Origin of the sequence: Geobacter metallireducens GS-15, assembly GCF_000012925.1 — a bacterium.
In the GTDB taxonomy this organism is placed as follows: domain Bacteria; phylum Desulfobacterota; class Desulfuromonadia; order Geobacterales; family Geobacteraceae; genus Geobacter; species Geobacter metallireducens.
In genome coordinates this window covers 1756009-1778035 of sequence record NC_007517.1, presented here as the reverse complement: position 1 = coordinate 1778035, position 22027 = coordinate 1756009, and the positions used below count along the sequence as shown (strand labels likewise).

31 protein-coding genes, 1 tRNA gene and 1 pseudogene are annotated in these 22027 nt (G+C 56.4%); 10 read left to right on the top strand and 23 right to left on the bottom strand.

Annotation, left to right across the window (positions count from 1 at the left end):
• The 6 genes from GMET_RS07930 to GMET_RS07905 form a co-directional block, all read right to left on the bottom strand.
• Window positions 1-867, bottom strand: coding sequence for a L,D-transpeptidase family protein (locus GMET_RS07930; RefSeq protein WP_004511488.1), 867 nt, complete (start codon window positions 865-867; stop codon window positions 1-3).
• An 83-nt stretch (window positions 868-950) separates the two neighbouring features.
• Window positions 951-1913, bottom strand: a complete 963-nt coding sequence (gene meaB / locus GMET_RS07925) for a methylmalonyl Co-A mutase-associated GTPase MeaB (RefSeq protein WP_004511489.1) — start codon at window positions 1911-1913, stop codon at window positions 951-953.
• The gene (locus GMET_RS07920; protein ID WP_004511490.1) at window positions 1888-2676 is read right to left on the bottom strand and encodes an enoyl-CoA hydratase/isomerase family protein; all 789 of its coding nucleotides are present in this window, start codon (window positions 2674-2676) and stop codon (window positions 1888-1890) included. The genes meaB and GMET_RS07920 overlap by 26 nt, the downstream gene beginning before the upstream one ends.
• Before the next feature lie 11 nt (window positions 2677-2687).
• Window positions 2688-3092 carry a cobalamin B12-binding domain-containing protein gene (locus GMET_RS07915; protein WP_004511491.1) on the bottom strand — a complete coding sequence of 135 codons (405 nt, stop codon included), beginning with the start codon at window positions 3090-3092 and terminating at the stop codon, window positions 2688-2690.
• Between the two features lie 12 nt (window positions 3093-3104).
• Window positions 3105-3635, bottom strand: coding sequence for a cob(I)yrinic acid a,c-diamide adenosyltransferase (gene cobO, locus GMET_RS07910; RefSeq protein ID WP_004511492.1), 531 nt, complete (start codon window positions 3633-3635; stop codon window positions 3105-3107).
• Between the two features lie 13 nt (window positions 3636-3648).
• On the bottom strand, window positions 3649-4434 hold the full coding sequence (locus tag GMET_RS07905; RefSeq protein WP_238378998.1) for an enoyl-CoA hydratase/isomerase family protein: 786 nt from the start codon (window positions 4432-4434) through the stop codon (window positions 3649-3651).
• 195 nt (window positions 4435-4629) lie between these two features.
• Here GMET_RS07905 and GMET_RS07900 point away from each other — a divergent pair.
• Window positions 4630-4704, top strand: a tRNA-Val gene (locus GMET_RS07900).
• 627 nt (window positions 4705-5331) lie between these two features.
• On the opposite strand, the gene GMET_RS07895 is transcribed toward GMET_RS07900, so the two are convergent.
• Genes GMET_RS07895 through GMET_RS07870 form a run of 6 tightly spaced genes read right to left on the bottom strand, consistent with a single transcriptional unit; the run spans window position 5332 to window position 9209 of the window.
• Window positions 5332-5556 carry a sulfurtransferase TusA family protein gene (locus GMET_RS07895; protein WP_004511494.1) on the bottom strand — a complete coding sequence of 75 codons (225 nt, stop codon included), beginning with the start codon at window positions 5554-5556 and terminating at the stop codon, window positions 5332-5334.
• Window positions 5553-6515, bottom strand: coding sequence for a 4Fe-4S dicluster domain-containing protein (locus GMET_RS07890; RefSeq protein WP_004511495.1), 963 nt, complete (start codon window positions 6513-6515; stop codon window positions 5553-5555). The genes GMET_RS07895 and GMET_RS07890 overlap by 4 nt, the downstream gene beginning before the upstream one ends.
• A 14-nt stretch (window positions 6516-6529) precedes the next feature.
• Window positions 6530-6928 (bottom strand): M67 family metallopeptidase, encoded by a 399-nt coding sequence (locus GMET_RS07885; RefSeq protein WP_004511496.1) that lies wholly within the window; start codon window positions 6926-6928, stop codon window positions 6530-6532.
• 2 nt (window positions 6929-6930) lie between these two features.
• Window positions 6931-7740, bottom strand: coding sequence for a HesA/MoeB/ThiF family protein (locus GMET_RS07880; RefSeq protein ID WP_004511497.1), 810 nt, complete (start codon window positions 7738-7740; stop codon window positions 6931-6933).
• Window positions 7740-7952, bottom strand: a complete 213-nt coding sequence (gene thiS / locus GMET_RS07875) for a sulfur carrier protein ThiS (RefSeq protein WP_004511498.1) — start codon at window positions 7950-7952, stop codon at window positions 7740-7742. Before thiS ends, GMET_RS07880 begins: the two co-directional genes overlap by 1 nt.
• 12 nt (window positions 7953-7964) lie before the next feature.
• Complete coding sequence (locus tag GMET_RS07870) at window positions 7965-9209, bottom strand: O-acetylhomoserine aminocarboxypropyltransferase/cysteine synthase family protein (RefSeq protein ID WP_004511499.1); 1245 nt, start codon at window positions 9207-9209, stop codon at window positions 7965-7967.
• A gap of 402 nt (window positions 9210-9611) precedes the next feature.
• Between GMET_RS07870 and GMET_RS07865 the strand changes: the two genes are divergently transcribed.
• Window positions 9612-9929, top strand: coding sequence for a hypothetical protein (locus tag GMET_RS07865; protein WP_004511500.1), 318 nt, complete (start codon window positions 9612-9614; stop codon window positions 9927-9929).
• 76 nt (window positions 9930-10005) lie between these two features.
• Here the strand turns inward: GMET_RS07865 and GMET_RS19000 are convergent.
• The 3 genes and pseudogenes from GMET_RS19000 to GMET_RS18895 all read right to left on the bottom strand — a co-directional run.
• Window positions 10006-10125 (bottom strand): annotated as a pseudogene (locus GMET_RS19000) (IS1595 family transposase); the annotation flags it as partial.
• 213 nt (window positions 10126-10338) lie between these two features.
• The gene (locus tag GMET_RS18995; protein WP_261974568.1) at window positions 10339-10482 is read right to left on the bottom strand and encodes an undecaprenyl-diphosphate phosphatase; all 144 of its coding nucleotides are present in this window, start codon (window positions 10480-10482) and stop codon (window positions 10339-10341) included.
• Between the two features lie 30 nt (window positions 10483-10512).
• Window positions 10513-10869, bottom strand: a complete 357-nt coding sequence (locus GMET_RS18895; protein WP_202943493.1) for a hypothetical protein — start codon at window positions 10867-10869, stop codon at window positions 10513-10515.
• Window positions 10870-10907: 38 nt separating this feature from the next.
• Between GMET_RS18895 and GMET_RS18890 the strand changes: the two genes are divergently transcribed.
• Window positions 10908-11255 (top strand): hypothetical protein, encoded by a 348-nt coding sequence (locus GMET_RS18890; RefSeq protein ID WP_202943492.1) that lies wholly within the window; start codon window positions 10908-10910, stop codon window positions 11253-11255.
• 351 nt (window positions 11256-11606) lie between these two features.
• Here the strand turns inward: GMET_RS18890 and GMET_RS07855 are convergent, their stop codons facing one another.
• The 8 genes from GMET_RS07855 to GMET_RS18785 all read right to left on the bottom strand — a co-directional run bounded on the left by GMET_RS07855 (window position 11607) and on the right by GMET_RS18785 (window position 15940).
• Window positions 11607-11933, bottom strand: coding sequence for a hypothetical protein (locus GMET_RS07855; protein WP_004511503.1), 327 nt, complete (start codon window positions 11931-11933; stop codon window positions 11607-11609).
• 289 nt (window positions 11934-12222) lie between these two features.
• A complete protein-coding gene (locus tag GMET_RS07850) occupies window positions 12223-12591 on the bottom strand; it encodes a hypothetical protein (RefSeq protein WP_004511504.1) in 369 nt (122 codons plus the stop codon).
• Window positions 12592-12753: 162 nt separating this feature from the next.
• Window positions 12754-13707, bottom strand: a complete 954-nt coding sequence (locus GMET_RS07845) for an HD-GYP domain-containing protein (protein ID WP_004511505.1) — start codon at window positions 13705-13707, stop codon at window positions 12754-12756.
• A 64-nt stretch (window positions 13708-13771) separates the two neighbouring features.
• Window positions 13772-14350 carry a M23 family metallopeptidase gene (locus tag GMET_RS07840; RefSeq protein WP_004511506.1) on the bottom strand — a complete coding sequence of 193 codons (579 nt, stop codon included), beginning with the start codon at window positions 14348-14350 and terminating at the stop codon, window positions 13772-13774.
• 56 nt (window positions 14351-14406) lie between these two features.
• Complete coding sequence (gene cysK, locus GMET_RS07835; RefSeq protein WP_004511507.1) at window positions 14407-15336, bottom strand: cysteine synthase A; 930 nt, start codon at window positions 15334-15336, stop codon at window positions 14407-14409.
• Between the two features lie 35 nt (window positions 15337-15371).
• On the bottom strand, window positions 15372-15521 hold the full coding sequence (locus GMET_RS18790) for a hypothetical protein (RefSeq protein ID WP_004511508.1): 150 nt from the start codon (window positions 15519-15521) through the stop codon (window positions 15372-15374).
• Between the two features lie 32 nt (window positions 15522-15553).
• Entirely contained in the window at window positions 15554-15745 is a 192-nt protein-coding gene (locus GMET_RS07830) for a hypothetical protein (RefSeq protein ID WP_004511509.1), read from the bottom strand.
• A gap of 21 nt (window positions 15746-15766) precedes the next feature.
• On the bottom strand, window positions 15767-15940 hold the full coding sequence (locus GMET_RS18785) for a hypothetical protein (protein ID WP_004511510.1): 174 nt from the start codon (window positions 15938-15940) through the stop codon (window positions 15767-15769).
• A gap of 582 nt (window positions 15941-16522) precedes the next feature.
• On the opposite strand from GMET_RS18785, the gene GMET_RS07825 reads away from it, so the two are divergent.
• The 7 genes from GMET_RS07825 to GMET_RS07795 all read left to right on the top strand — a co-directional run bounded on the left by GMET_RS07825 (window position 16523) and on the right by GMET_RS07795 (window position 21990).
• The gene (locus GMET_RS07825; RefSeq protein ID WP_004511511.1) at window positions 16523-16951 is read left to right on the top strand and encodes a heavy-metal-associated domain-containing protein; all 429 of its coding nucleotides are present in this window, start codon (window positions 16523-16525) and stop codon (window positions 16949-16951) included.
• 25 nt (window positions 16952-16976) lie between these two features.
• The gene (locus tag GMET_RS07820; RefSeq protein ID WP_004511512.1) at window positions 16977-17396 is read left to right on the top strand and encodes a heavy-metal-associated domain-containing protein; all 420 of its coding nucleotides are present in this window, start codon (window positions 16977-16979) and stop codon (window positions 17394-17396) included.
• 77 nt (window positions 17397-17473) lie between these two features.
• On the top strand, window positions 17474-17944 hold the full coding sequence (locus GMET_RS07815) for a DUF2318 domain-containing protein (RefSeq protein ID WP_011365844.1): 471 nt from the start codon (window positions 17474-17476) through the stop codon (window positions 17942-17944).
• Window positions 17945-17968: 24 nt separating this feature from the next.
• Window positions 17969-19129 (top strand): ABC transporter permease, encoded by a 1161-nt coding sequence (locus GMET_RS07810; protein ID WP_004511514.1) that lies wholly within the window; start codon window positions 17969-17971, stop codon window positions 19127-19129.
• A 55-nt stretch (window positions 19130-19184) separates the two neighbouring features.
• The gene (locus tag GMET_RS07805) at window positions 19185-19850 is read left to right on the top strand and encodes an ABC transporter ATP-binding protein (RefSeq protein ID WP_004511515.1); all 666 of its coding nucleotides are present in this window, start codon (window positions 19185-19187) and stop codon (window positions 19848-19850) included.
• Entirely contained in the window at window positions 19850-20260 is a 411-nt protein-coding gene (locus GMET_RS07800) for a response regulator (RefSeq protein ID WP_004511516.1), read from the top strand. The genes GMET_RS07805 and GMET_RS07800 overlap by 1 nt, the downstream gene beginning before the upstream one ends.
• 449 nt (window positions 20261-20709) lie before the next feature.
• On the top strand, window positions 20710-21990 hold the full coding sequence (locus GMET_RS07795; protein ID WP_004511517.1) for a TolC family protein: 1281 nt from the start codon (window positions 20710-20712) through the stop codon (window positions 21988-21990).
• Window positions 21991-22027 lie beyond the last annotated feature (37 nt).

Genomic DNA, 22027 nt, shown 5'->3' with positions numbered 1-22027 from the left:
TCAGCGGGACGCCGCCATCGGCTTAAGGGGGAACGGTTGATAGACGGGATTTTCTCCCGTCACTTCCACCACCGGAGCATCATCGATCAATTCCAGCTCACCGCTATCCTCGCCATACTCAGACTCGCCTACGGCCCAGTCGTAGAGTTTTTTGGAATCAAAGAGAACCGGCTTTGCGGGGATACCGTACATGCGGTTTTGCATCGACTCATCAAAGAGGCCAACGCACCCATGGGATGCGGGTTTACCGGGGAGATCCCGGGCATGGATCCAGTATGACACATTGTCGGCGCCGATATGGAAACGCATGGCGAAATCCATCGGGTACTGGGCCGACAGGTCGTCGGTCTGGTAGAGGGATGAGGTATGGGTACGGTGACGGGCATCAATACGGAAAAGCCCTGTCGGGGTTTCATGGCCCGTTTTGCCGGTAGCTGCCGGCATGGAAAACTTGAGCTTGCCATTCTCATAGGCGCCGATCCACTGCTCGGTAAGGCTGATGAGGATAAACTTTTGGTAGCGCTTTGCCGGCTCATACTCAAGGGGGAGCGGAGTATAGCTGCGGGCTGCTGCCATATCGGCAGGGACTTTGATGGTCATTCCCGGATAGGTGTGGCGCCGGTCTATCCTGTTGAAACGGGCGACCGTCACCCAATCGTTGCCGAAAAGGGATTCAAGGGTCTCGTTGGGCTTGATGAAGTGGGGCTTCCAGTCGATCTTTCGAAGACTCGGATAATCGATCCGCGACAGGTCCTCCTTAGAGCTGTCCTTGGGGGACGCGGAGGGGTCTGCGGTGGATTCGGGTTGACGAATGACGATTGCAGCGAAAATGAGAAGTGCGATGACGTATGCCAGCTTGCGGATCATGAGGTACCAGTCCTGCAGAAAAAAGGAAAGGGGCCGAAGCCCCATTTACGTTACGCGGAAACTAACACTTTTCTTCGCTACGGTCAAGGGTTAGACGCCTGTCGTCCCGAGAACCGTTCAGCGATTATCATCTCCACGGCACTGTACGGATCGGTCCGACGCGCCGCCATATCCTCGACGATTTCCCTAAAGCGGCCATTTACATGTATATGGCCATAGACTTCGGCAAAGAGCCGTTCCCGCAGTAAATCCATGAACTGCCGCGCGCACCGCTCTTCCTTAAGACGTTCAAGGGCCCCGGAATTCACGAGATGGCCGTGGTGTGCCTCGATCTCATCCACCAATTCTTCGATGCCCTTGTTGCGGCTTGCCTCGGTAAGGAGCACCTTCGGCTGCCAATCGCCCGGTTTGGCCTGCTTCATCTCCAGCATGGCAGCAAGCTCGCGGGCAGTCCGGTCAGCCCCTTCCCGGTCGGCCTTGTTGACCACGAAGAGATCGCCGATTTCGAGCACTCCCGCCTTGATGGCCTGGATGTCGTCACCCAGGCCCGGCACCGAAACAACCACGGTCGTATGGGCCATACGGACAATATCGATCTCATCCTGCCCAACGCCGACAGTCTCGATGATGACCACATCCATCCCCATGGCATCCATAACGTTCACCACGTCGCCGGTGGAGCGGGAAAGTCCCCCCATATGCCCACGGGTGGCGAGACTCCGGATAAAAACGCCGGGATCTTCGGCATGGCGGTTCATCCTGATCCGGTCGCCAAGAATCGCCCCCCCCGTAAAGGGGCTTGTGGGATCGATGGCCACCACCCCCACCCTGCGCCCCCGTTGACGATAGGCGGCAGTGAGCTGATCGACCAGGGTCGATTTACCTGCCCCCGGAGGTCCAGTGATGCCCAGTATGAACGCACGCCCGGTGTGGGGATAGAGACTCTTCATCTCCTCGGCAGCGCTCCGAAATCCATCGTCCAGATCTCGCATGAGACGGGCCGCGGCACGTAAATCGCTGTCAAGTATCCTCTGAGCCAAAGACATTCGTCGTTCCTTCCAAAAATTCAGTCATTCGCCCCCGCTCAGTCGACGTGGCAAAGAGATACGCATAAGACGCTGCCTCGAGGGCGCAGCCGGTCTTCAGGTCACAGTCCTCGGCGGCATTGATCGCCTTCTTTGCCATGGCAAGGGCAGCGGGCGAGACTTTAGCGATCCGCTCCGCAAAAGCCACGACCCGCTCCCAGAATTCACCGGCTGGGTATACCCGGTCCACGAGTCCCATCCGCAGGGCATCGGCAGCGCGGTAAGGTTCGGAGGTCATGAAGATTTCCCGGGCGTAATTTCTCCCCACCAGACGTGGCAGCTTCTGGGTGCCGCAAAAACCGGTAATTATACCCAGTTTTGCGCCAGGGTGTGCAATGACGAGTGCATCGCTGGCGATCCTCAGGTCACAGGCAAGTGCCAGGTCGCATCCACCCCCCATGGTAATTCCGTTAAGAGCGCCGATGACTGGCTTGGGACACGACTCCATTGCCTCGAACAATGATTGCCCGAGCTCGCCAAAGGAAAAGCCGTCGGCAGGACCGAACTCCGCCATTTGGGAGATATCGGCGCCGACGGCGAAGGATTCGCCCGGATAACCGGTGATGACGAGACAAACCGCCTCGGGGTTGTGCGAAAGTTCGGTGATGGCCCGTTTCACTTCTCTCAGTGTGGTAATGCTGAGTTTATTGAAACGCTGGCCGGAACACAGCAGGATGTAACCGACTTTATTGCGGATCTCGATACGAAGTTTTTTATACGGCATGGGATAACGTACTATGCGCGCGGGGCCACGTTTTCACGCACCCACTGCACAATGGACTCAGTTGAGGTTCCCGGCGTAAATACCTCGCTGACGCCAGCCCGTTTGAGCCCGGGAATATCGTCATCGGGGATAACGCCCCCGCCAAAAACTACGATATCGTCAGCCTTCTTCTCCTTGAGCAGTTGGCAGACCCGCGGCAGGAGCGCATTGTGGGCACCCGAGAGGATAGACAAGCCAACCGCGTCAACGTCCTCTTGAATGGCTGCGGAAACGATCTGCTCCGGCGTCTGATGGAGCCCCGTATAAATGACCTCAAAACCGGCATCACGGAAAGCTCGGGCAATAATCTTCGCCCCACGGTCATGGCCGTCGAGCCCGGGTTTACCCACCAGAATACGCAGTGTTCTTTCAGTCATGACTCTCTCCCCTTACTTTTCTATTCCGACTCGAGCCGGAACACCGGCTCGATAGTAATGCTTGATCTCCCGCATTTCAGTAACAAGATCAGCGGCAGCGATGACCCGTTCATCAGCATTTCTGCCGGTCAAAACGAGTTCAACACACAAAGGTCTCTGCTCCATGAGTATCAGCAAATCCTCAACTGGCAATAGGCCGAAAGAAACGGCGCCGTTTACTTCATCAAGAATAACCAGATCGTACTCCCCGGAGGTCAAGGCAGTGCGTGCTGTTTCGAGAGCTTCCCGGGCAAGACGCGCATCCTCCGGATCGGGATTATCCCTATCAACCCACCCCGGTCTCCCGGTCTGGATTATAGTAAAGTCGGGAGCGAACCGCTCTGCGGCAGCATGTTCCCCATAGGGGCCTCCCCCCTTCATGAACTGAAGCATGAACACCTTCATGCCCCTGCCAAGGGCACGAAAAGCAAGTCCGAGGGCAGCAGTGGTCTTCCCCTTGCCATTACCCGTGTAAATTTGAATACACCCTTGCTCCAGTTTCATGGTCACTTCCCAGTTACCGTCCGGTGAAGCGGGGTTCCCGCTTTTCCATGAAGGCGCGCATCCCTTCTTTTTGGTCGTCAGTGGAAAAGCAAAGCGCAAAGGCATCGCGTTCCATCAAGCAGGCTGTGGCAAGATCGATACCCGCCCCGGCGTCGATGACCTCCTTCGCCACGCGGAGGGAAAGAAGCCCACGGTTGCAGATATTCTTGACCAACGAGACTGTCTCAGCGAGAAGCCTCTCATCAGAGACAACACGGTTGACAAGCCCAATGGAGTGGGCCTTCGCCGCATTTATCCGCTCCCCGGTGAATATCATCTCCTTTGCCCGTGACTTGCCGATCAACCGCGGCAGACGCTGCGTGCCGCCGAAGCCGGGCATGACGCCGAGAAGAACCTCGGGAGCGGCGAAGACTGCTGACTCTGCAGCAACAATGAAATCACAAGCCAGCGCCAGTTCAAGCCCGCCACCAAAAGCATGACCGTTCACAGCAGCCACCACCGGTTTTCCGACCCTCTCGACGGCAAACATGAGCCGTTGCCCCAGCTCGGCGAATGACGACGCCTCGGCGGGACTCATGCGGGCCATCTCGGAGATATCAGCGCCGGCACAGAAACTCTTTCCCTCACCAGTAACCACAATCCCCTTCACCCGCCCATCGTCCTTAAGCGAGGTGAATGTAGAGAGCAAACCCAAAACCAAATCTCGACTCAAGACGTTACGTGACTCAGGTCTGGCCAAAGAAACAACGGCAATGGCATCATCATGCCTGACGGCAATCTGTTTTGCGCTCAAAACCATCTCCTGTTTTAGTACCGATAAAAACCGCAGTGACGGACTATATCAACAGCGCCGATTGGCTGTCAAGGTGTATTCAACGGAAAGTATAACGATTTTTTACTATCACTTAAACTTACTCAATACCTCTCGTCCCTCCGAATAAAATTCAAAGCTTGACATGGTTTAACGGTTTTGTTATTAACTTTCTACTTTTTTGGGCGATTAGCTCAGCGGGAGAGCACTGCCTTCACACGGCAGGGGTCACTGGTTCAAACCCAGTATCGCCCACCAGAAAACACGACCGGCCAAGTCAAGAAACTTGGCCGGTTTTTATTGCAATTACAGCAAGTTACAAAACTCACTAAAACATCATCCAACCTCCAAAATACTCTTCCCAAACAATTCCCGTACTTTTTTGTCAAGCCTGTGCCCATTTTGTGCCCAAATCGTGCCCATTGGCCCAAAATCACCAGACCTTATAATTTCAAATACTGACCCCTGCCCTTTGTGTCATGGGCATTTTTCGAGACTTGACCACTGCCGTTCCTCGGTAGTGGTCAATTGAGGAATTCGGCACCATATGAATGCTTCCTTAATTATTGTAATACTATGTATTTATGGAATTATTTGTTACTAGATAGATGCAGGGGTCATAATTTGGGCTGCTTGACCACTGCCTTCCTGTGTCCAAATATTCGGAAGAATAGAGTTTCTGTGCCCAGCCGATTTAAGGACATTTTAGATAATCTGAGCATTGTCCTGTGTTATATTCTTCTTGCTAGATTCGTCCCCTCCCCTGGTTTTTTTGCGAAGAATTTTACATCACTCACGAGAAAACATGACGGGCCAAATCACAAGACTTGGCCCGTTTTATTTTGCACATTACCGACGTGGCAATTATCCATAAGTACACACGCCTCAGTCATCCCCCTTCTCCAGGGTCAAAATGTAGTAGCCGTTGACCTCCTTGAGGCCAACGAGTTTGTGCCCCTCCCCCTTGAGGCTTCGGGGAACGTTTTTCACCGGCTCGCCGTCGTCGAGGAGAAATTCGACCACCTCGCCGGTATCGACCATTTCCAGCGCCAGCTTGGCCTTGACGAAGTTGGTGGGGCAGGTCACCCCGCGCAGATCGATGGTTGTCATGGTACTCGTTTCTCCTTTCCAATCTGGGTGGCGATGCGCTGGGGGGGGATGGTCGCATCAACAACAGCGGCCGGGAACCGCTCCCGCAGGTAGCCGAGGAGCGCGTCGGGCCCCTCGGCGCGAATGACGTCGCCAAGCCTGATTCTCCCCTGTCCTTCGGCCTTCTCCTTGTACCAGTCGAGCACAGCGGCGATGAAGTCAAACACCTGTTCCTCCGGCAGGAACTCGGCGAATAGTGTGCCCACCAGAGGACGACGCCCCCACTTGCCACCGATCCGCACGGTGTACCCCTTCTTTTCCGCCCGCCAGGCCTCGGAGGGGCAGACCTTGAGGCAGTCGCCGCAATAGAGGCAATTCTCGGGGATGAAGCGTGGCTTGCCGTCATCTCCCATGACAATGGCGTCTTCGGTGCACGATTTGTCGCAGAGGCCGCAGCCGATGCACTCGTCAGCATAAAGAACAGGCCAGATGGCCCCTTGGAAACCCACGTCGTTGGTGGCCGACTTGGGGCAGTCGAAGGGGCAACCGGCAAAGCCGACCTTGAACTTGTGGTGGCCGGTGGAGGTGCCGAAGAGCTTCTCGTCCACCTCCAAGGCCGACTTCTGGGTGTCAACGAGGCCGTTGGGGTTGTACTCACAGCCGCCGCAGGCAGTGGGTACCCGAACCCGGGCACCGCAGGAGGCCACCTTTTGGGTCCCCTCCCCGAGCTCGGCCACCACGGCGTCGAAGTCGCGGAAGTTGATGTTGATGAGCTCCACCGACTGGCGTACCGAGAGATGCACCATCCCTTGGCCGTACTTCTCCGCCACCTCGGCGATCTTTTTCAGGCGCGCAACCGGCATGCGTCCGCCAGGGACCCGCAGGCGCACGGTGAAGAGGTCTTTCCCCCGCTCCTTGATGAAGCCGCCGGCCTTGAGATTTTTCAGGTCGATGTCAGTGCTTTTCTTCTCGTCAGACATTGGTCTGCTCTCCTTTACTCCACGATATCGATGGGCTCAGGCTCCACCACGCCGTCAGTAATGCGGAACGCTTTCACGTCGGGTTCCGCGCCGGCCAGGGAGGCGATGACATAGGAAACGCCGGGAGTGAGTGCCAGCCGGATATCCTCTTCCGACGGCCGGGCCGGGGTCTCCGGGTGGGAGTGATAGATGGCAAGCATCGCCAGCCCCCGGTTCCGCAACTCCTTCACCACGGCGAACTGCTCCTTGGGGTCCATCATGAAGTGCTCGTCGCTCTGGTCGGTGTTGGCCATCCGGAAGATGGCCGAGACGGCGCCGTCAATACCGCCGAGGATGCCGCACGCCTCAATGGGGGCGTCGGCTTGGGCATGAGCGATGAGCTCTGCGTGGATCGCGCGGGGAATCGTCAGCATGGTCACTTCTCCAGGTCGCAGACGTTCAGGGCGTCGAGTTCGTCCACCAGTTCCGTCACGGTGGGGTTATCGCCGCATACGGGGCACTTGCGGTTCCGGTTGAGCTTCACCTTCCGGAAGTTCATCTCCAGGGCGTCATACATCATGATGTGACCGGTCAGCAGCGCACCTTTTCCGAGCAGGTACTTGATCGCCTCGGTGGCCTGGATAGTGCCGATAACTCCTGGCAGGACGCCGATGACACCGGCCTGGGAGCAGGTGGGAATGGCGTCCTTTGGCGGCGGAGCCGGGAAGATGCAGCGGTAGCAGGGGGATTCCCCTGGCTTAATGGTCATTGTCTGGCCCACGAACTGGAGGATGCCGCCGTGGGAGTACGGTTTCCCCGCCATGACGCAGGCGTCGTTGATGAGGAACTTGGCGGCAAAGTTGTCGGTGCCGTCGATGACGAAATCATAGTCGGCGATGATCCGGGCGATGTTGGCGGCGGAGATCCACTCCTGGTAGGTCCGCACCGTCACGTCGGGGTTGATGGCCTCCATCTTCTCCCGGGCCGACTCCACTTTCGGCTTACCCACGTCGGGGGTGAAGTGGATCACCTGGCGCTGGAGATTGGAAAGATCCACCACGTCGGCGTCGGCAATGCCGATGGTGCCAACCCCGGCTGCGGCCAGATAAAGTGCGATGGGGGCACCGAGGCCGCCGGCGCCGATCACCATCACCTTCCCCTCCAGGAGTTTCTTCTGTCCCTTTCCTCCCACCTCTTTCAGGATGATGTGGCGGGAGTAGCGTTCGATCTGCTCTTCAGTGAACATTACTTACCTCCGCCCATAAAGTAGAGGAATTCCACCGCATCGCCATCTTTTACCGTTGTGGCATCGAACGCCTCCCGCTCCAGCACCTCGCCGTTCAGCTCCACCGTCACATACTCGGCCTGGGCCACCTTGAGCGCCGAGAGGAGTTCGGTCACGTTCAGGCTCTCTGCACCATCCACCGTGGAGGGTTTACCGTTTACCGTCAAATTCATTGCAATCTCCTTCTATATAGCGTTGAGGGACTCCGCAAAGTCCTCGATTATGTCGTCGATGGCCTCGATGCCGACGGAGACGCGGATCATCTCCTCGCTCACTCCCATGAGAGCCTTCTCCTCGGGGCCGAAATCGGCGCAGATGGTGCTGGCGGGATGAATCACCAGAGTCTTGGTGTCGCCGATGTTGGCCAGATTCTTGGCCAGCCGCAGGCCGTCGATGCAGTGGAAGGCAGCAGCCTTGTCAGCAAGGCCGAAGGTCAGAAGCGCGCCGTAGCGGCCGCCGAACTGCGCTTTAGCCGTTTCGTGCCACGGCGAACTGGTGAGGCCGGGATAGTTGACCCACGCCACCTTGGGGTGGGCGGCCAGGAACTCCGCCAGGCGCTGGGCATTTGCGCAGTTGCGCTCCATCCGCAGCGCCATGGTTTCGATCCCTTCCGACAGAAGGTATGAGTTCATAGGAGCGGGACAGGCGCCGAGGTCTTTGTGGATCAACTTTCGGGCACGGGCGGAGAAGGCGAACTGGCGAAACTTCTTCACGTACGGCTCGAAGTGGGGATAGCTCTCCCGCCGCCAGTCAAATGTGCCGCAGTCGATGATGGCCCCGCCGATGGCGCTGCCGGTGCCGTTGATGTACTTGCTGGTGGAGTGGACAATAATGTCGGCCCCCAGCTCTTTCACCCTGCCGAGTACTGGCGTGGTGACGGTGGCGTCCACTACGAGGGGCACACCTGCCTCCCGGGCGATCGCAGCCAGGGCCGCCAGGTCGGGGACGTCGAGCCGCGGGTTCCCCATGGTCTCCACAAAGATGAGACGGGTTCGCTCGGTGACTGCGGCCCGCATTGCGGCGAGATCACTCGGATCCACGAAACGGGTGGCGATGCCGTAGTTGGAGAGGGTGTCGCGGAAGAGGGAGAAGGTGCCGCCGAAGAGGGATGCCGAGGAGAGGATCTCGTCGCCGCAGCGGACGATGGACAGCACCGCCAGAGTGATGGCCGCCATCCCCGAGGAGGTGGCAATGGCCGAGATCCCCCCTTCCAGCAGCGCCAACCGGCGCTCCAGACTCTCGGTGGTCGGGTTGTTGATCCGGGTATAGACATGCCCCGCCTTGCGGCCCCGGAAGATGTCCTCCAGATCCTCGGCGGTTTCGTGGGCAAAGGAGGAAGACTGGACGATGGGAACCGTCGTGGCCCCAGCAGGGCCGGGTTCAAGGCCGCCGTGAATCAAGAGGGTGTCGAGCTGAAAATCCCGCGCCATATTCGTTTTTCCCCTTGCCATCATTCCCGGCCACGCGAAGTAAGTCACATCGAACCAGCCGCAAAATAACAGCGCCTTTTTATCACCAATTATGTCAACAATATCTTGACTCCCTTCTAAATTTTTTCACAAAGAAAGGCAAGTTATTTTTGACCTACTTTATAAATTACTTACGGCACAAACAACCGTAATACACACCAGTTTATGTGTAGAATAATCATCTACAGGCGTTCTTATTTTGTAGAATATTCTCTACAACAACCTGTAACACCAAGCTGGCATACGGTAAATAGTTAGTTTTTATATATAGTTACAACACTCGCTATTCTCGGCACGGTTATTGGAATTTATGACTCAAGTGAACAGAGAAACACGCAAAACAATCAACAAGGAGGATGAGTCATGAAAAGGAAAATCTCTTATGGAATCGTGGCAGCTCTGGTGCTTATGTACGGAGGAGTGTCATATGCTGCATCGTGTGGCTCGTGCGGAGATGACGCTAAGTGCAAGGATCCGCAGGCGGTTCAACAGTTCAAGAGCAAGACTGCCCATTTGAGGAAAAGCCTGAATGAGAAGGAGATAGAACTGAGCGTTGAATACGGTATGAACAGCATCGACACTAACAGGACAACTGCCCTCGAAAATCAGATAGGAGATCTGAAGAAGGAAATCGGTGCGGCAGGTGAAAAGTTGGGATTTGCCCCTTGCTGCATTTCCTAGCGTTTGTCTCGGGATGGGGGCGTCAGCCCCCTTCCCCTTACCGCTGAAGAGTCAGCAATGTCATAGCTTTTTCTGATTAGCACCAATCTTCTGCTAAGCGTAGCCAGCGATCAGGCCTTTTGCCAGTGCGAGCAGCCGCGTGGATCATGCGGGGCAACATCCCGGCAAGACCGAAGCGATGGTTGAAACGACACTGACAGGGAACTTGCACCCCATTAGACACGCCCATGCCGGGCGTACACAAATGAAATGATGTCCGGGAAGCCGTTAGCCCGGACAGGGCTGCGGGGGTTACTTCGCGGGCTTGATCTCAGACAGCAGGCTCCTTCTTGGCGATGCCGGACGGCTTAACCTCTCCCTTGGCCACTTCTGCCTCGAGTAGTGTGGATGATCCTCACAATGCGCCGCGTCAGGAAATGAAGAGCAGAAATAACACCCCCACAACGATCCGGTAGACGCCGAACGGTATGAAGGTATGGCTCGTGATGAATTTCAGGAGTGCCATTATCCCGATCACGGCAAAGATGAAGGATGTGACGAAGCCGACCAGAATGTCTTGCCACTCCCCGGATGGTGTCGTACATCATTTTTTCTCGGCCTCGCGAGGCCCGAAGGTATATTGGTAGCCAAGATAGGCCGAGAATCGGTTGTTGCCCGCGATGTCACTGCCGGCAGAGAAAAGGATGTGGTGATCTTCGCTCAGATTGAAAATCCAGCCGATGTTGTAGCCGGTCCGGTCACGCCCATCGTCCGTGTCCTTGCCGAAATAGAAGATCTCCGCTCCCAGGGTGAGGCTCTTGGTTATTTCGCGCTGCCCCAGCCAGCTCAACTGCCAGAAGTTCTTGTTTCCCTCACCTGGATTGATCCAGTAGCCGCCACCACCGTACGTCGTCCATGGCCCCCGACTTTTCTGGAGCCAGATCGGGAGGAACACCGGCACATGGCCACCACCGCACGGTCACTGTCCCCCGTTGGAAGATGCACGATCGGGAAGGTGCCGACCTGTGGCACGGAATCCGTCTCGTGGAGGAACCGGTATTTCACGCCAACCTCGGTGTCGCCGAAGCCATACATGGTTGGTCCGCCATTCGGGTGGACAAAGGCCAGCGGGACAAGGAGATGCAGTTGGACATCCGGGATAATGCCGTAGTTGAATTCGAAGTGCGGTGCGGTGCCTTCCTTACTGTCCTTGTTGTTCGCGTATTGGGAGGCGATGTAGAACTCGCCGTGCTGGTACTCAACCGTCTCCGGGTCGTCGGTAATGAATGGCGGGCCAGCCCATGCAGTTGCCGGGGCAAGTACGGCCAAGGCCAGAATGAAAGCTAGAGCCTTCATCTTCAAACGGTTGCTGGGAGTTGTTCTTTGCTGTCCCATGTCATTTTTCCTTTCGATATTAGTGGGATAGCTAAACTACTGCCAGTGCAGCACGACCATATGGGCGGTAACCCGCGATAACGATCCGCGGGACCTTCAAAAGGAGAGAAGCCCGAAGGCGATAATGCCAAGAGAGCCGCGAGGATGGCTGCTGTTCCACAAGGACGGTTCGGGCATAATGCCTTGGCCATCCTCCAGTATGGCTTGAGCCCCCAACGCTCCTATTGTGGCGCTCCTCGTTCAGCTTATCTCACGTCCGGGGCCATCAGTCTAAACCCGGGCATCTTTTAGGTGAGCCACGGTTTACTTCTCTACGAAATCGTTGCCCTGGATATTTCCTTCGACCACCACTCCTTCCAAATGGTGTTCCCCTGCATAACCTGTAATCCTGACCTTTCCCACTTCCTTGTAGCCCCCGTACTTCCTGAGTCCAGTGTACCGATAGACGGGGACGATCTCATTGTGAGAAAACTCCTCTTTAGCGGCCTTTGGCCCCGGATGAAGAAGCTGAACGGTATCCCCCGGTTTGGCAATAACCGTGACTGTCGCTCTGGGGCCAATACAGGCGGTCATCAGCAACGGAAGTACAAGGACTATTACGCCAATGGCTAACCTTTTAAAAGTTCCCATGAATTCCCTCCCTTTCTTGCATCGCCGCGAATCTTTACCAGTTCCTGCATCTTTTCCTTTATTTTCGCCAAGACATCAACCCCATCGGGGGTGATTCTGTAATATTTCCTTACCTTGCCGCCGACATTTTCAGAAAAGGATTCCAGATAATGCTCTGAGCCGCCTGAAACGAATGTATGCCGACATGGCGTTGGAAAACCGGGCGCTTGCGGGGAGATTGAACGATTTTGAAGATGTAAGGGGTCCGGGACGCCGTTGGCCCGGACAGGAAGGTGAGAATAGCTATACGTCAGTGTTTCACAGGTTGAATCAGGCAGGCAGCCGATTCTTTCATGGCGATGTCGCCAGGCTTCACCTCTCCCTTGACCACTTCGGCCTCAAAGTAGTGAGCACTAACGTACGAAAGCACTTTGACCTGCCCAACTTCAATTGACTTGGGATTCTTGGCCCCACCAATCTCCCGGTAGACGGTAATCACGTCGTTCGGGCAGATCTCTTTTTTTACGTCGGCAGTGCCGCTGTGAAAGAGATGGACCTTGTTACCCACCTTCATCACCACTTCACTCTTCGCTTTCTTGTCTGCAGCCCCGGCTGAGAAAGAGGCGAACACCACAAGCGAAAGGGCGAACATTCCAAATACGACAGCAATTCTTCTCATCTTCATTCTCCTCTCTTGTTTAAATGATCTACAACCGAATAACACCCGTCATCCCCTTGGTATCACCTCCCTCCTTAAGCACCTTCCTGAACATGCATTGTCAGTAACTATAGCGTGAATGACCGCGGCAATTTGCTCAATCCATGCATACCCGGGTTCCGACTACTCATCTTTCGCGCTCGCCACGTGGCTCAATTCGTCGCAACCGATTCCCGTAAAGAGGTCCACGAGTCCCGGATCGAATTCTCCTCCTGAACCTTCCCGAATAATTCTGACAGCCTCCTCGCACTGAACGGCACCGATGCCGGTAATGAGTTTCTCGAAAGTGTCTGCAATCAGCAGCAACCTTGCACCAAGCGGAATCTCCTCCCCTCTGAGGCCGCGTGGGTAGCCGCTTCCGTCGAAATGTTCCTGGTGGGCACGGACGATCTCTGCCGCTTCACGGAGAAAACCGATTTTCCGCAGTAAATTATACCCCGCTTCGGGGTACGAGCGCATTTCCTTCAGTTCTAATTCCGGGAGACCGACCCGTTTTAAGAGGGTAAACACGGAATCGTGAATTGAAACTTTTCCCACTTCGTGCAGCAACGCACCAAATCCTATCGCCTTTCTTTCATTTTCGGTTACACCCAGATGGTCAGCAAGACGGAGGGCAATTTCCCGTACCCGCAGGGAATGGAGCCGGCTGTTTTTTGCCCTCATGTCGAGGGCCGAAACGAGAGCCAGGAGTGTCTCTTCGTTGGCCGTGGCAAGCTCCGCGAGAAGTGCCCGCTGCCGGTCGAAGAGCCAGCCGGAGACAAGCCCTACTACCCAGAAACTGGCAAGTTCCCCCATCTGGTTGGCCTGCTCCATGTAGTTCCCCGGCCAGTCGAGAAAAGCATGGAGGGAAAAAAGGATTGTGACGGCCGATGTCGTGTAGACAGCACCCCTTAGGCCAAACCAGGCACCTGCCATTACAGGAGGGAGGAAGTAGAGCTTACGGAGTACGATATGCAGCGCATGATAGACGTGAGACTCGGTCGGCACGACAAAATGGAACAAGGCGATAACAGCCGTCAATAAAACCAAGATGACGACCCTGCCCTTTGCCCCATGTATGAGATAAGATTTCTTCATTGTCCATTCTCATATCAAAGGATAACAACCTCTCTCGCCGCCGCAACACAACGAATGCCGACTATTACATATTGGGTTCGCCTCCCCCCTGCCCATCTCCTGCTGAACCGATCCCGCGCAGAATGGAATTCACAATCTCGTCCATCCGCTGCTCCTGTTGCCGTCGAAGGCCTCCATCAGCTTTTGCTGGCCGGGGAAGCTCCTCGTCGGCCCGTGCCACAGTGATTGTTTCTCTGCCGTCGCGCAACACCTCGTAATGGACGTGGGGCCCCGTTGATCTGCCCGAGTTCCCTGACCGCGCGATAACTTCACCAGGTTCAATCCGTTCTCCCGGCCGGACGACAAGTTCGGAATTATGCCCGTAGAGTGTCCTGCCGCCGCTGTCGTCTTCGACTATGACGGCCAGCCCATGGCCGCCATGCAGACCAGCATGAATGACCCGTCCTCCACGGGTTGCCCGAACCGGCGTGCCGACCGGGACAGCGATGTCGATACCCCGGTGGTAAACGAGCCTGCTACTGCCGAACGGGTCTACACGCCACCCCACGCCGGAAGTGACTGTACCGCTTACCGGCAATTCCAGTTCGCCCCACGCCGAAAGCGGAGCCAGGAGCATCACTACAACAATGAAAAGACGGTTCATTAGTTACCCCTCCCCGCACCCCCGCCCAAGGCCCCGGCAGGGGCGCGGGGGTACTCCTACTGATCCTGGAAAAGAACGGTACTGAGATACCGCTCTCCGGTGTCGGGAAGGACAACAACAATTCTCTTCCCCTTGTTTTCGGGACGCCTCGCCACCTCCAGGGCGGCGAAAGCCGCCGCTCCCGCGGAGATCCCCACAAGCAGCCCCTCTTCTCGGGCCAGACGGCGGGCGGTTTCCAGCGCCTCCTCGTTTCTCACCGTGAAGATTTCGTCAATGGCTTCACGGTTCAATACCTCCGGCACGAAACCGGCGCCGATTCCCTGGATTTTGTGTGGGGCGGGATGGCCGCCGGAAAGGACCGGTGAATCGAACGGCTCCACGGCGATGATTTTCACCCCCGGGTTTCTCTTTTTGAGCACCTCGCCGACACCGGTCACGGTTCCGCCGGTTCCGACGCCGGCCACGAAAACGTCGACTTTGCCGTCGGTGTCCGTCCAGATCTCCTCAGCGGTGGTGAAACGATGGATGTGGGGGTTAGCCGGGTTCCGGAACTGCTGGGGTATGAACGAGTTGGGGATATCCGCGGCCAGTTCCTCGGCTTTATTGATCGCACCCTTCATCCCTTCCGCCCCCCGGGTGAGAACCAGTTCGGCGCCGTAGGCCTTCAGGAGATTGCGCCGCTCGACGCTCATGGTATCGGGCATGGTGAGGACCAGGCGGTATCCTCTTGCCGCGCAGACGAAGGCCAGAGCGATGCCGGTGTTGCCACTGGTCGGCTCGATAATGACCGTATCTTTGTTGATGAGTCCCCTCCCTTCGGCATCACGGATCATGGACACGCCGATCCGGTCCTTGACGCTGCCGCCGGGGTTGAACGATTCCAGCTTCGCTACAATGTCTGCCTCGATTCCCGCGGCCACTTTGCGAAGCCTCAGCAACGGAGTTTTGCCGATCAGGTCAGTAAGATTCTCGTAAATTTGTGCCATGTGCCCCTGCTCCTTTTGTTGAGTCATTGTGGTTGTCAGTGGGAGTGACCACCGCTGCCGGTCTGCCGCTCCGCCGCTTCGTCCTGTGCACCATGGTGTCCCATGTGGTCTCCCGGCATGAGCATCATGCATCCCGATGTCAGAAACGCGCCGATGATGAGTGCCGAAAAGAGAAGTGCTTTCATAGAGTATCCTCGTCTCTTTAATTTTCGCGCTGTCAGCAAGCCTTTTGGCAGTCACTATTATTCTGCATCAAGATCGAGCAGAGTTTCTGTGCCCCCTTGTGGGCAATCGTGGCTGTCGGATGAGCCAGCGTCAACCCAAGAACCAGCGATGTCAGAACCGTAAACTTGAAAAAGAACATCTTGCTCAGCATTCCTGACGATACCTCTTCAGCTCGAACGTTCATTTCCGCATTCTCCTTTCTCATTCAGTGTGAGTGTCCCCCGCCATGACCGCTATCATAGCTTCCCGAGTTGTATTGGGGCCTTTCGTAGTCGGTTGTGTTGTCGAAATGCTTGCCGTCGAGAAAATCAATAACGGCGCATCCGGACAGAAGCGCGACAGTTCCCGTAATCGCGAGCATCAGAACAACTTTTCCCATATTAATCTCCTTTGTTTCAGGGCGTGGTGTATTGGCGCTGAGCCTCTATGTAAAATCATTTCGTTGCCTGATGGATGCATAAAAAACGGCGCACTCCGAAGGAGGAGTCAAAGAGTGCGCCCAATATAATTCCACCGCCAGGAGAAGCACCAGAAAACCTCCAAGACGTGAAATATTGTACCGTACCTAGCAAATGGTGGGCCATTGCTTAACACTTCGAGATCGCAAGGTTTTTTTAAATAACATTATCTATGCAATCAACTTATTAGGGAATATCCCACAACGGTTGTTGAATTTTCTGCAACAACTTATATCGACTTCTGCAGGAAAGTTTACCTACAGTTTTATAGCAAGCCGTTGCCTTCGTATGCTTACTATTGCAAAGATTGATTTACGCTCTCAATTCATGACTAATATCAGACAGTGTGCTGTTGATTATTCCTCACATTTAATTACCGCAACGATAACATTTAGGCATTTTTTATGTAATTTCAGGTAGTTTTACAATTGGCCCAGCTTTTGTATTCGACTGTACAGACGAAGGCAGACGGCGAAAGAGATGAGAGTCAGAGGAAATTGACCATGCGAAAAAGAACAGTAGGAACCGGAATCCTGGTGGCATGCGCCGTGGGGCTTCTCGTGTATCTCGCCTTCAACGTCAGGCTTGCGCCTATCCCCAACGCAGTGGCGGCCCTCAAGACCGTCGGGATGACCTGCGGCAGCTGTGCCGGCAAGATAGAAAAGGCCCTCAAGCCGATGAAAGGGGTGGCGGGGGTCGAGGTGGATGTCAAGGGCGGGTGGGTTCTGGTGGGGTACGACACCAATTCGGCCAATCCGGAGACATTTGCCGGAGCGGTCCGCAAGGCCGGATTTCAGAGCTGGCTCATGGAGCAGATGTCGCTCGCCGATTTCCGGCGGGTTACGGGTCGGGATTTCGGTGCGAAGGTGGTCCGGTCCGGTGGGTGCGGCACTGGCGGTTGCGACTCCGGCGGCTGCGGTAATGCAATATAGGATGTATTCGGGAAAGGAGATACATATGAGACGAGGACAGATATCTAAAATTTTTCGGCTGGTGATGGTGGCGGCGCTGGGAGTTGTCCTTGGTGCGGGAGCGGCGCTTTCATCAGGCTCACCGGAGGCGGTGACGGAGCTGAAATCCACTGGGATCTCCTGCGGCGGCTGTGTGTCGAAGATAACCAAATCTCTGGAAACGGTGCCGGGGGTTGCTTCCGTGGATGTCAACATTGAGGCTGGCCTGGTATCGGTCTGGCATGACAACACGGCCACCCCCCAGAAGCTGGCGGCAACGGTAAGCGATGCAGGGTACCAGAGCACCGTTCAGGAAACCATGAGCGCCGATAGCTACCGGGAGAAAACCAGAATGAGCGGCCCCACCCAGGCCCGCAGTGGCGGCTGTGGCTGCTGTGACAAGTCCAAGAAGCCGGAAAGGAACTGACCATGGGGAAGAAAATGAGAGAAAAAGAAAATAGACAGGTCGAAACCATCAATAAGCCCGAGGGCGAGGAGGTAAACGTGAAAGCAGCGAAGAAGGGTTTCAAATGGGGAATTCTGGTGGCAGGGGCACTACTGGCCGGGGTAGCTACGGTGTTTGCCCTCAATTTCCCCGGCTTGTCCGGCGTCGAGAAGGTAAAGGCGGTCAACGGCACGGTAGCAATTCCATTGACCAAAGTTTCCGACGGCAGCGCCCACTTCTACCGCTACACCGAGGGCGGCAAGGAGATCAGGTTTCTCGTGGTGAAGGGAAGCGACGGCCAGTTTCACACCGCCTTTGATTCCTGCGACGTCTGCTTCCGGGAGAAGAAGGGGTATGTCCAAGATGGCGACACCATGCTGTGCAAGAACTGCGGCAAGAAGTTCCAAATCAACCGGATCGGCCCCCACTCCGTCGGCGGCTGCAATCCCTCGTACCTCCCCGCCACCAGCGACGGCAGGAACATCATCGTAAAGGCTTCCGATCTCCAGCAGGGAGCGCGCTATTTCTAATCGGACCGGCGAGGCATCGATACCATGAAACTCCACTCCATATCACTCAATAACCTGCGGCGGCGCAAAGCGAAGATGGCGTTTCTCACCATCGGCCTCATGGTCGGCATCGCCACCATCGTCACGCTCGTGACCCTCACCGAATCCATGTCCAACGACATCGGCCGCAAGATGGACGAGTTCGGCGCCAACATCCTCATCATGCCCCGAAGCGAGGACTTGGCCATGAGTTACGGCGGCATCAGCCTCGGCCGGGTAAGCTTCGACCAGCAGGAGATCCATGAGGGGGACCTGGCGAGAATCCGAGAGATCAAAAACAACAAAAACATCCTCGCGGTCTCTCCCAAGGTGCTTGGTGCGGCGACTCTGAAGGAGAAAAACGTTCTCCTCGTGGGGGTTAACTTCGCGGAAGAGCTCAAGATGAAGCAGTGGTGGCGGATCTTCGGCGACGAGCCGAAGACTGAGAACGAAATCCTCCTCGGCAGCACCACCGCCGACACGCTCCACCTCTCCCCCGGCGACTCGGTGACCATCGGGGGCGAGGCCCTGAAGGTGGCGGGAATCCTGGAACAGACCGGCTCCCAGGACGACTCGCTGGTCTTCGCGCCCCTGAAAAAGGCCCAGAAGATCCTCGGCAAGGAGGACAAGATCACGCTTGTGGAAGTGGCGGCGCTCTGCGCCGGTTGCCCCATCGGCGACATGGTCGTCCAGATCGCCGAGAAGCTTCCGGAGGCGAAGGTCACCGCCATTCAGCAGGTGGTGGAGTCGCGGCTCAAGACCCTCGACCAGTTCAAGCGCTTCTCCTACGGGGTCGCCGGGGTGGTGATCTTCATCGGCTCACTTATCGTCTTCGTGACCATGATGGGGAGCGTCAACGAGCGGACCACCGAGATCGGCGTCTTCCGGGCCATCGGTTTCAGAAAGAGCCACATTATGCGGATCATCCTCCTGGAGGCGTCCCTGGTGAGCCTGCTGGCCGGCGCGTTGGGCTATCTTTCGGGAATGGGGGCGGCCCGGCTCGCCCTCCCCTTCATGGCCGAGTCTGCCAAAGCGGCCCTTGTCTGGGACGGACTGGTGGCGTCGGGCTCCATCGGCCTCGCCGTGACGGTGGGGCTCCTAGCGAGCCTCTATCCGGCACTCCACGCCAGCCGTATGGACCCCACGGAAGCCCTGCGGGCACTGTAACAGCGGGGACCGGGGACTAGGGACCGGACAAACGAGAATAACGGAGTATTTAACCATGGCACTCATCGAGATCAGTAATCTAACCAAGCACTACTCCTGCGGTGATGAGACGGTGGAGGCGCTGCGGGGGGTCGACATCGGCATCGAGACCGGCGAGTTCATCACCATTATGGGACAGTCGGGGTCAGGGAAAAGCACCCTTCTTTCCATCCTCGGCGGCATGAACCACCCGACCAGCGGCAAGGTGACGGTCAACGGAACCGACCTCTACGCCTTGGGAGAGGAGCGGCTGGCCGATTTTCGGGCCGGGAACTTCGGCTTCGTCTTCCAGTCGTTCCACCTGATCCCCTATCTCACGGCCCAGGAGAACGTCATGCTCCCCCTGACCATCGCGTCCCTGAAGGGCGACGAGAAACGGCAAGCGGCCCTCCAGGCCCTGGAACGGGTCGGGCTCGGCGGCAAAGCGGACCGGCTGCCGAACCAGCTCTCCGGTGGCGAACAGGAGCGGGTGGCCATCGCCCGCGCCATCGTCAACCGCCCCCACATCCTCTTTGCCGACGAGCCCACCGGCAACCTCGATACCGCCAACAGCGAGGCGGTCATGGCCCTTTTTCGGGAACTGAACGACGAGGGTCAGACCGTGGTGATGGTGACCCACAACCCGGAAAACTGCCAGTACACCGACCGGACAATTCACATTCGGGACGGGAGGGTGATCTGATGCTGAATTTGGCCCACAACAGAGAAGAAATGAATTCGAAAGAGACCTGGCCAGAGAGCGGCGACTTTCTTTTCGTGACCGCAGGGAAGCAGTGCGCCACCATTGAGTCGTTGCTAATTCGTAACGGTTTGAGGGTTACCCGCGTGGAAAACGGCGAAGAGGCGCTCTTGGTGCTTAAAGATGAACCATGGAAAGTCCTAGTTGCCGATGCCCTGCTTCCCGATATGGACGGGATCGAACTGACCCGTGCAGCGCTCGAGAATCAGCCCAGCCTTTTAGTTATTCTCGGTGTCGCCGACCCGCCCGAAGATTTCGGGAAAAAAGCAGCAATGGCAGGTGCGTCGGGTATAGTTCACAAACCCTACGAACCGGACCAGCTGTTTCCGCTCCTTTGGTTCCTCATGCAATAACAGGCGTAATGTTAGGCACTTACATCTGCCAGACACATTGACAACAAGAAATGAAGTGGCATTATTTAACAGGTTAGAGCCGTATCGGCGGATCCGTCCCGCCCTAACCCGGGCCTACGAGGCCAACATCACCGCCATGAAGGCAGGGATGGATATGCAGATGCAAATCATCCAGATTGGCAGCAAGTGATTGCACCGCGCTCTTGTCTCTACTTTGCCAAATGGAAAAATTTTTTTACAAAACAACTAAAATTAATTAAAAACTCGCCGATAAAAACTAGAGTGAACTAGCCACGACAGTAGAGAATATTCTGATGCTGCTGTCGAATATTCTGCATGCTCGCCATCGAACAAGCGGCACAAGTTGAATATAAGCCGTAAAATCAGCCAATTTGCTTTTGGCACGGCAAATGGATAGTCATAACTATCTACAACCTCCAGGAGACCCCATGAAATCACGTCTCGCAATCGGGTTCATGCTTCTCGCGGTGCTGGCGCTTCCGTACCAGGCACCGGCCGAGGAAACAAAACCATCCGAAAATCTCCCTCAGCTTGTCGATGCTGCCCTCGCCAACAATCCCGAGGTGAAGGCGTCCGAGGCCCGTTGGGAGATGTTCCGCAACCGCGTGGCCCAAGCGGGTGCCCTTGACGATCCGATGCTCATGCTCAAGATGCAGAGCTTCCTGATCCGCGATCCCTTCAATTCCCGGCGTGATCCCATGAGCCAGCGGGTGATCGGCATCTCGCAGCAACTCCCCTTCTGGGGGAAGCGGGACCTGAAGGCCGAGGTGGCGTCGAGGGAGGCCGAGGCGCTCAAGTGGCAGGTGGCGGAGCGGAAGTTGGAACTGGCCCGGATGGTGAAGGAGACCTGGTACCAAATCTTTCTGACCGACAAGGAGTTGCAGATCGTCGAGAAGAATATCCGGATCATGGATGACTTCATCGCCCTTGCCGAAACGAAATACTCCGTGGGCCAGGGGGCCCAGCAGGACGTCTTCAAGGCCCAGGTTGAACGTTCGAAGATGGTCGACATGAAGATATCCCTGGAACAGCAGCGAAAGAGCCTCCAGGCCACCCTGAACACCCTGCTCTACCGCCCCGCCGAAACGCCGGTGGGAAAAGTTGCCGACTTCGAACTGAAGCCCTTTACCTGGTCCCCCGACCAACTCCGCTCCATGGCGCAGGAGAACCGGCCGCTGGTCAAGAGTCTGCGCGCCGAGATCGAGAAGGGTGAAGCCGGACACCGTCTGGCGGAAAAAGAGTATTTTCCTGACGTTAATCTCTCCTTCGAATATATGCAGCGGGATCCCATCAATGACATGGAGGCTGGGTACGACATGTACAGCGCTGGCCTCACCTTCAATCTCCCGATCCAGCGGGAACGGCGCCATGCCATGGTCCGGGAGTCGTCGGCCGAGATCGCCATGGCGACGGCAGAATTGAATACCTTGAACAACAGCATCAATCTCGGCATCGCCGACAGCCTGGCCCAGCTGGAGCGGCGTGAGAAGCTCGCCAAGCTCTACCGCACCGGCATCATCCCCCAGGCGGAGCAGTCGCTGGAATCCGCCACCATCGGCTACCGGGTAAACAAGGTCGACTTCCTTACGCTCCTCGACAACCGGCTGACCCTCTTCAACTACGAACGGGACTATTACGAATCCCTGGCCGAGTACCAGATGCGCCTCGCCCAGCTTGAGGCCCTGGTCGGCAAGGAATTGCAGGAGTAGTGGGCTTTCCCGGCGTGCGCGCCCTGTAGATGCTATG

Excerpts from the sequence above, each read along its gene's own strand:
- GMET_RS07930 (WP_004511488.1), bottom strand. The coding sequence starts at position 867 with ATGATCCGCAAGCTGGCATACGTCATCGCACTTCTCATTTTCGCTGCA.
- meaB (WP_004511489.1), bottom strand. The coding sequence starts at position 1,913 with ATGTCTTTGGCTCAGAGGATACTTGACAGCGATTTACGTGCCGCGGCC.
- GMET_RS07920 (WP_004511490.1), bottom strand. The coding sequence starts at position 2,676 with ATGCCGTATAAAAAACTTCGTATCGAGATCCGCAATAAAGTCGGTTAC.
- GMET_RS07915 (WP_004511491.1), bottom strand. The coding sequence starts at position 3,092 with ATGACTGAAAGAACACTGCGTATTCTGGTGGGTAAACCCGGGCTCGAC.
- cobO (WP_004511492.1), bottom strand. The coding sequence starts at position 3,635 with ATGAAACTGGAGCAAGGGTGTATTCAAATTTACACGGGTAATGGCAAG.
- GMET_RS07905 (WP_238378998.1), bottom strand. The coding sequence starts at position 4,434 with ATGGTTTTGAGCGCAAAACAGATTGCCGTCAGGCATGATGATGCCATT.
- GMET_RS07895 (WP_004511494.1), bottom strand. The coding sequence starts at position 5,556 with ATGACAACCATCGATCTGCGCGGGGTGACCTGCCCCACCAACTTCGTC.
- GMET_RS07890 (WP_004511495.1), bottom strand. The coding sequence starts at position 6,515 with ATGTCTGACGAGAAGAAAAGCACTGACATCGACCTGAAAAATCTCAAG.
- GMET_RS07885 (WP_004511496.1), bottom strand. The coding sequence starts at position 6,928 with ATGCTGACGATTCCCCGCGCGATCCACGCAGAGCTCATCGCTCATGCC.
- GMET_RS07880 (WP_004511497.1), bottom strand. The coding sequence starts at position 7,740 with ATGTTCACTGAAGAGCAGATCGAACGCTACTCCCGCCACATCATCCTG.
- thiS (WP_004511498.1), bottom strand. The coding sequence starts at position 7,952 with ATGAATTTGACGGTAAACGGTAAACCCTCCACGGTGGATGGTGCAGAG.
- GMET_RS07870 (WP_004511499.1), bottom strand. The coding sequence starts at position 9,209 with ATGGCGCGGGATTTTCAGCTCGACACCCTCTTGATTCACGGCGGCCTT.
- GMET_RS07865 (WP_004511500.1), top strand. The coding sequence starts at position 9,612 with ATGAAAAGGAAAATCTCTTATGGAATCGTGGCAGCTCTGGTGCTTATG.
- GMET_RS18890 (WP_202943492.1), top strand. The coding sequence starts at position 10,908 with ATGCACGATCGGGAAGGTGCCGACCTGTGGCACGGAATCCGTCTCGTG.
- GMET_RS07855 (WP_004511503.1), bottom strand. The coding sequence starts at position 11,933 with ATGGGAACTTTTAAAAGGTTAGCCATTGGCGTAATAGTCCTTGTACTT.
- GMET_RS07850 (WP_004511504.1), bottom strand. The coding sequence starts at position 12,591 with ATGAGAAGAATTGCTGTCGTATTTGGAATGTTCGCCCTTTCGCTTGTG.
- GMET_RS07845 (WP_004511505.1), bottom strand. The coding sequence starts at position 13,707 with ATGAAGAAATCTTATCTCATACATGGGGCAAAGGGCAGGGTCGTCATC.
- GMET_RS07840 (WP_004511506.1), bottom strand. The coding sequence starts at position 14,350 with ATGAACCGTCTTTTCATTGTTGTAGTGATGCTCCTGGCTCCGCTTTCG.
- cysK (WP_004511507.1), bottom strand. The coding sequence starts at position 15,336 with ATGGCACAAATTTACGAGAATCTTACTGACCTGATCGGCAAAACTCCG.
- GMET_RS18790 (WP_004511508.1), bottom strand. The coding sequence starts at position 15,521 with ATGAAAGCACTTCTCTTTTCGGCACTCATCATCGGCGCGTTTCTGACA.
- GMET_RS07830 (WP_004511509.1), bottom strand. The coding sequence starts at position 15,745 with ATGAACGTTCGAGCTGAAGAGGTATCGTCAGGAATGCTGAGCAAGATG.
- GMET_RS18785 (WP_004511510.1), bottom strand. The coding sequence starts at position 15,940 with ATGGGAAAAGTTGTTCTGATGCTCGCGATTACGGGAACTGTCGCGCTT.
- GMET_RS07825 (WP_004511511.1), top strand. The coding sequence starts at position 16,523 with ATGCGAAAAAGAACAGTAGGAACCGGAATCCTGGTGGCATGCGCCGTG.
- GMET_RS07820 (WP_004511512.1), top strand. The coding sequence starts at position 16,977 with ATGAGACGAGGACAGATATCTAAAATTTTTCGGCTGGTGATGGTGGCG.
- GMET_RS07810 (WP_004511514.1), top strand. The coding sequence starts at position 17,969 with ATGAAACTCCACTCCATATCACTCAATAACCTGCGGCGGCGCAAAGCG.
- GMET_RS07805 (WP_004511515.1), top strand. The coding sequence starts at position 19,185 with ATGGCACTCATCGAGATCAGTAATCTAACCAAGCACTACTCCTGCGGT.
- GMET_RS07800 (WP_004511516.1), top strand. The coding sequence starts at position 19,850 with ATGCTGAATTTGGCCCACAACAGAGAAGAAATGAATTCGAAAGAGACC.
- GMET_RS07795 (WP_004511517.1), top strand. The coding sequence starts at position 20,710 with ATGAAATCACGTCTCGCAATCGGGTTCATGCTTCTCGCGGTGCTGGCG.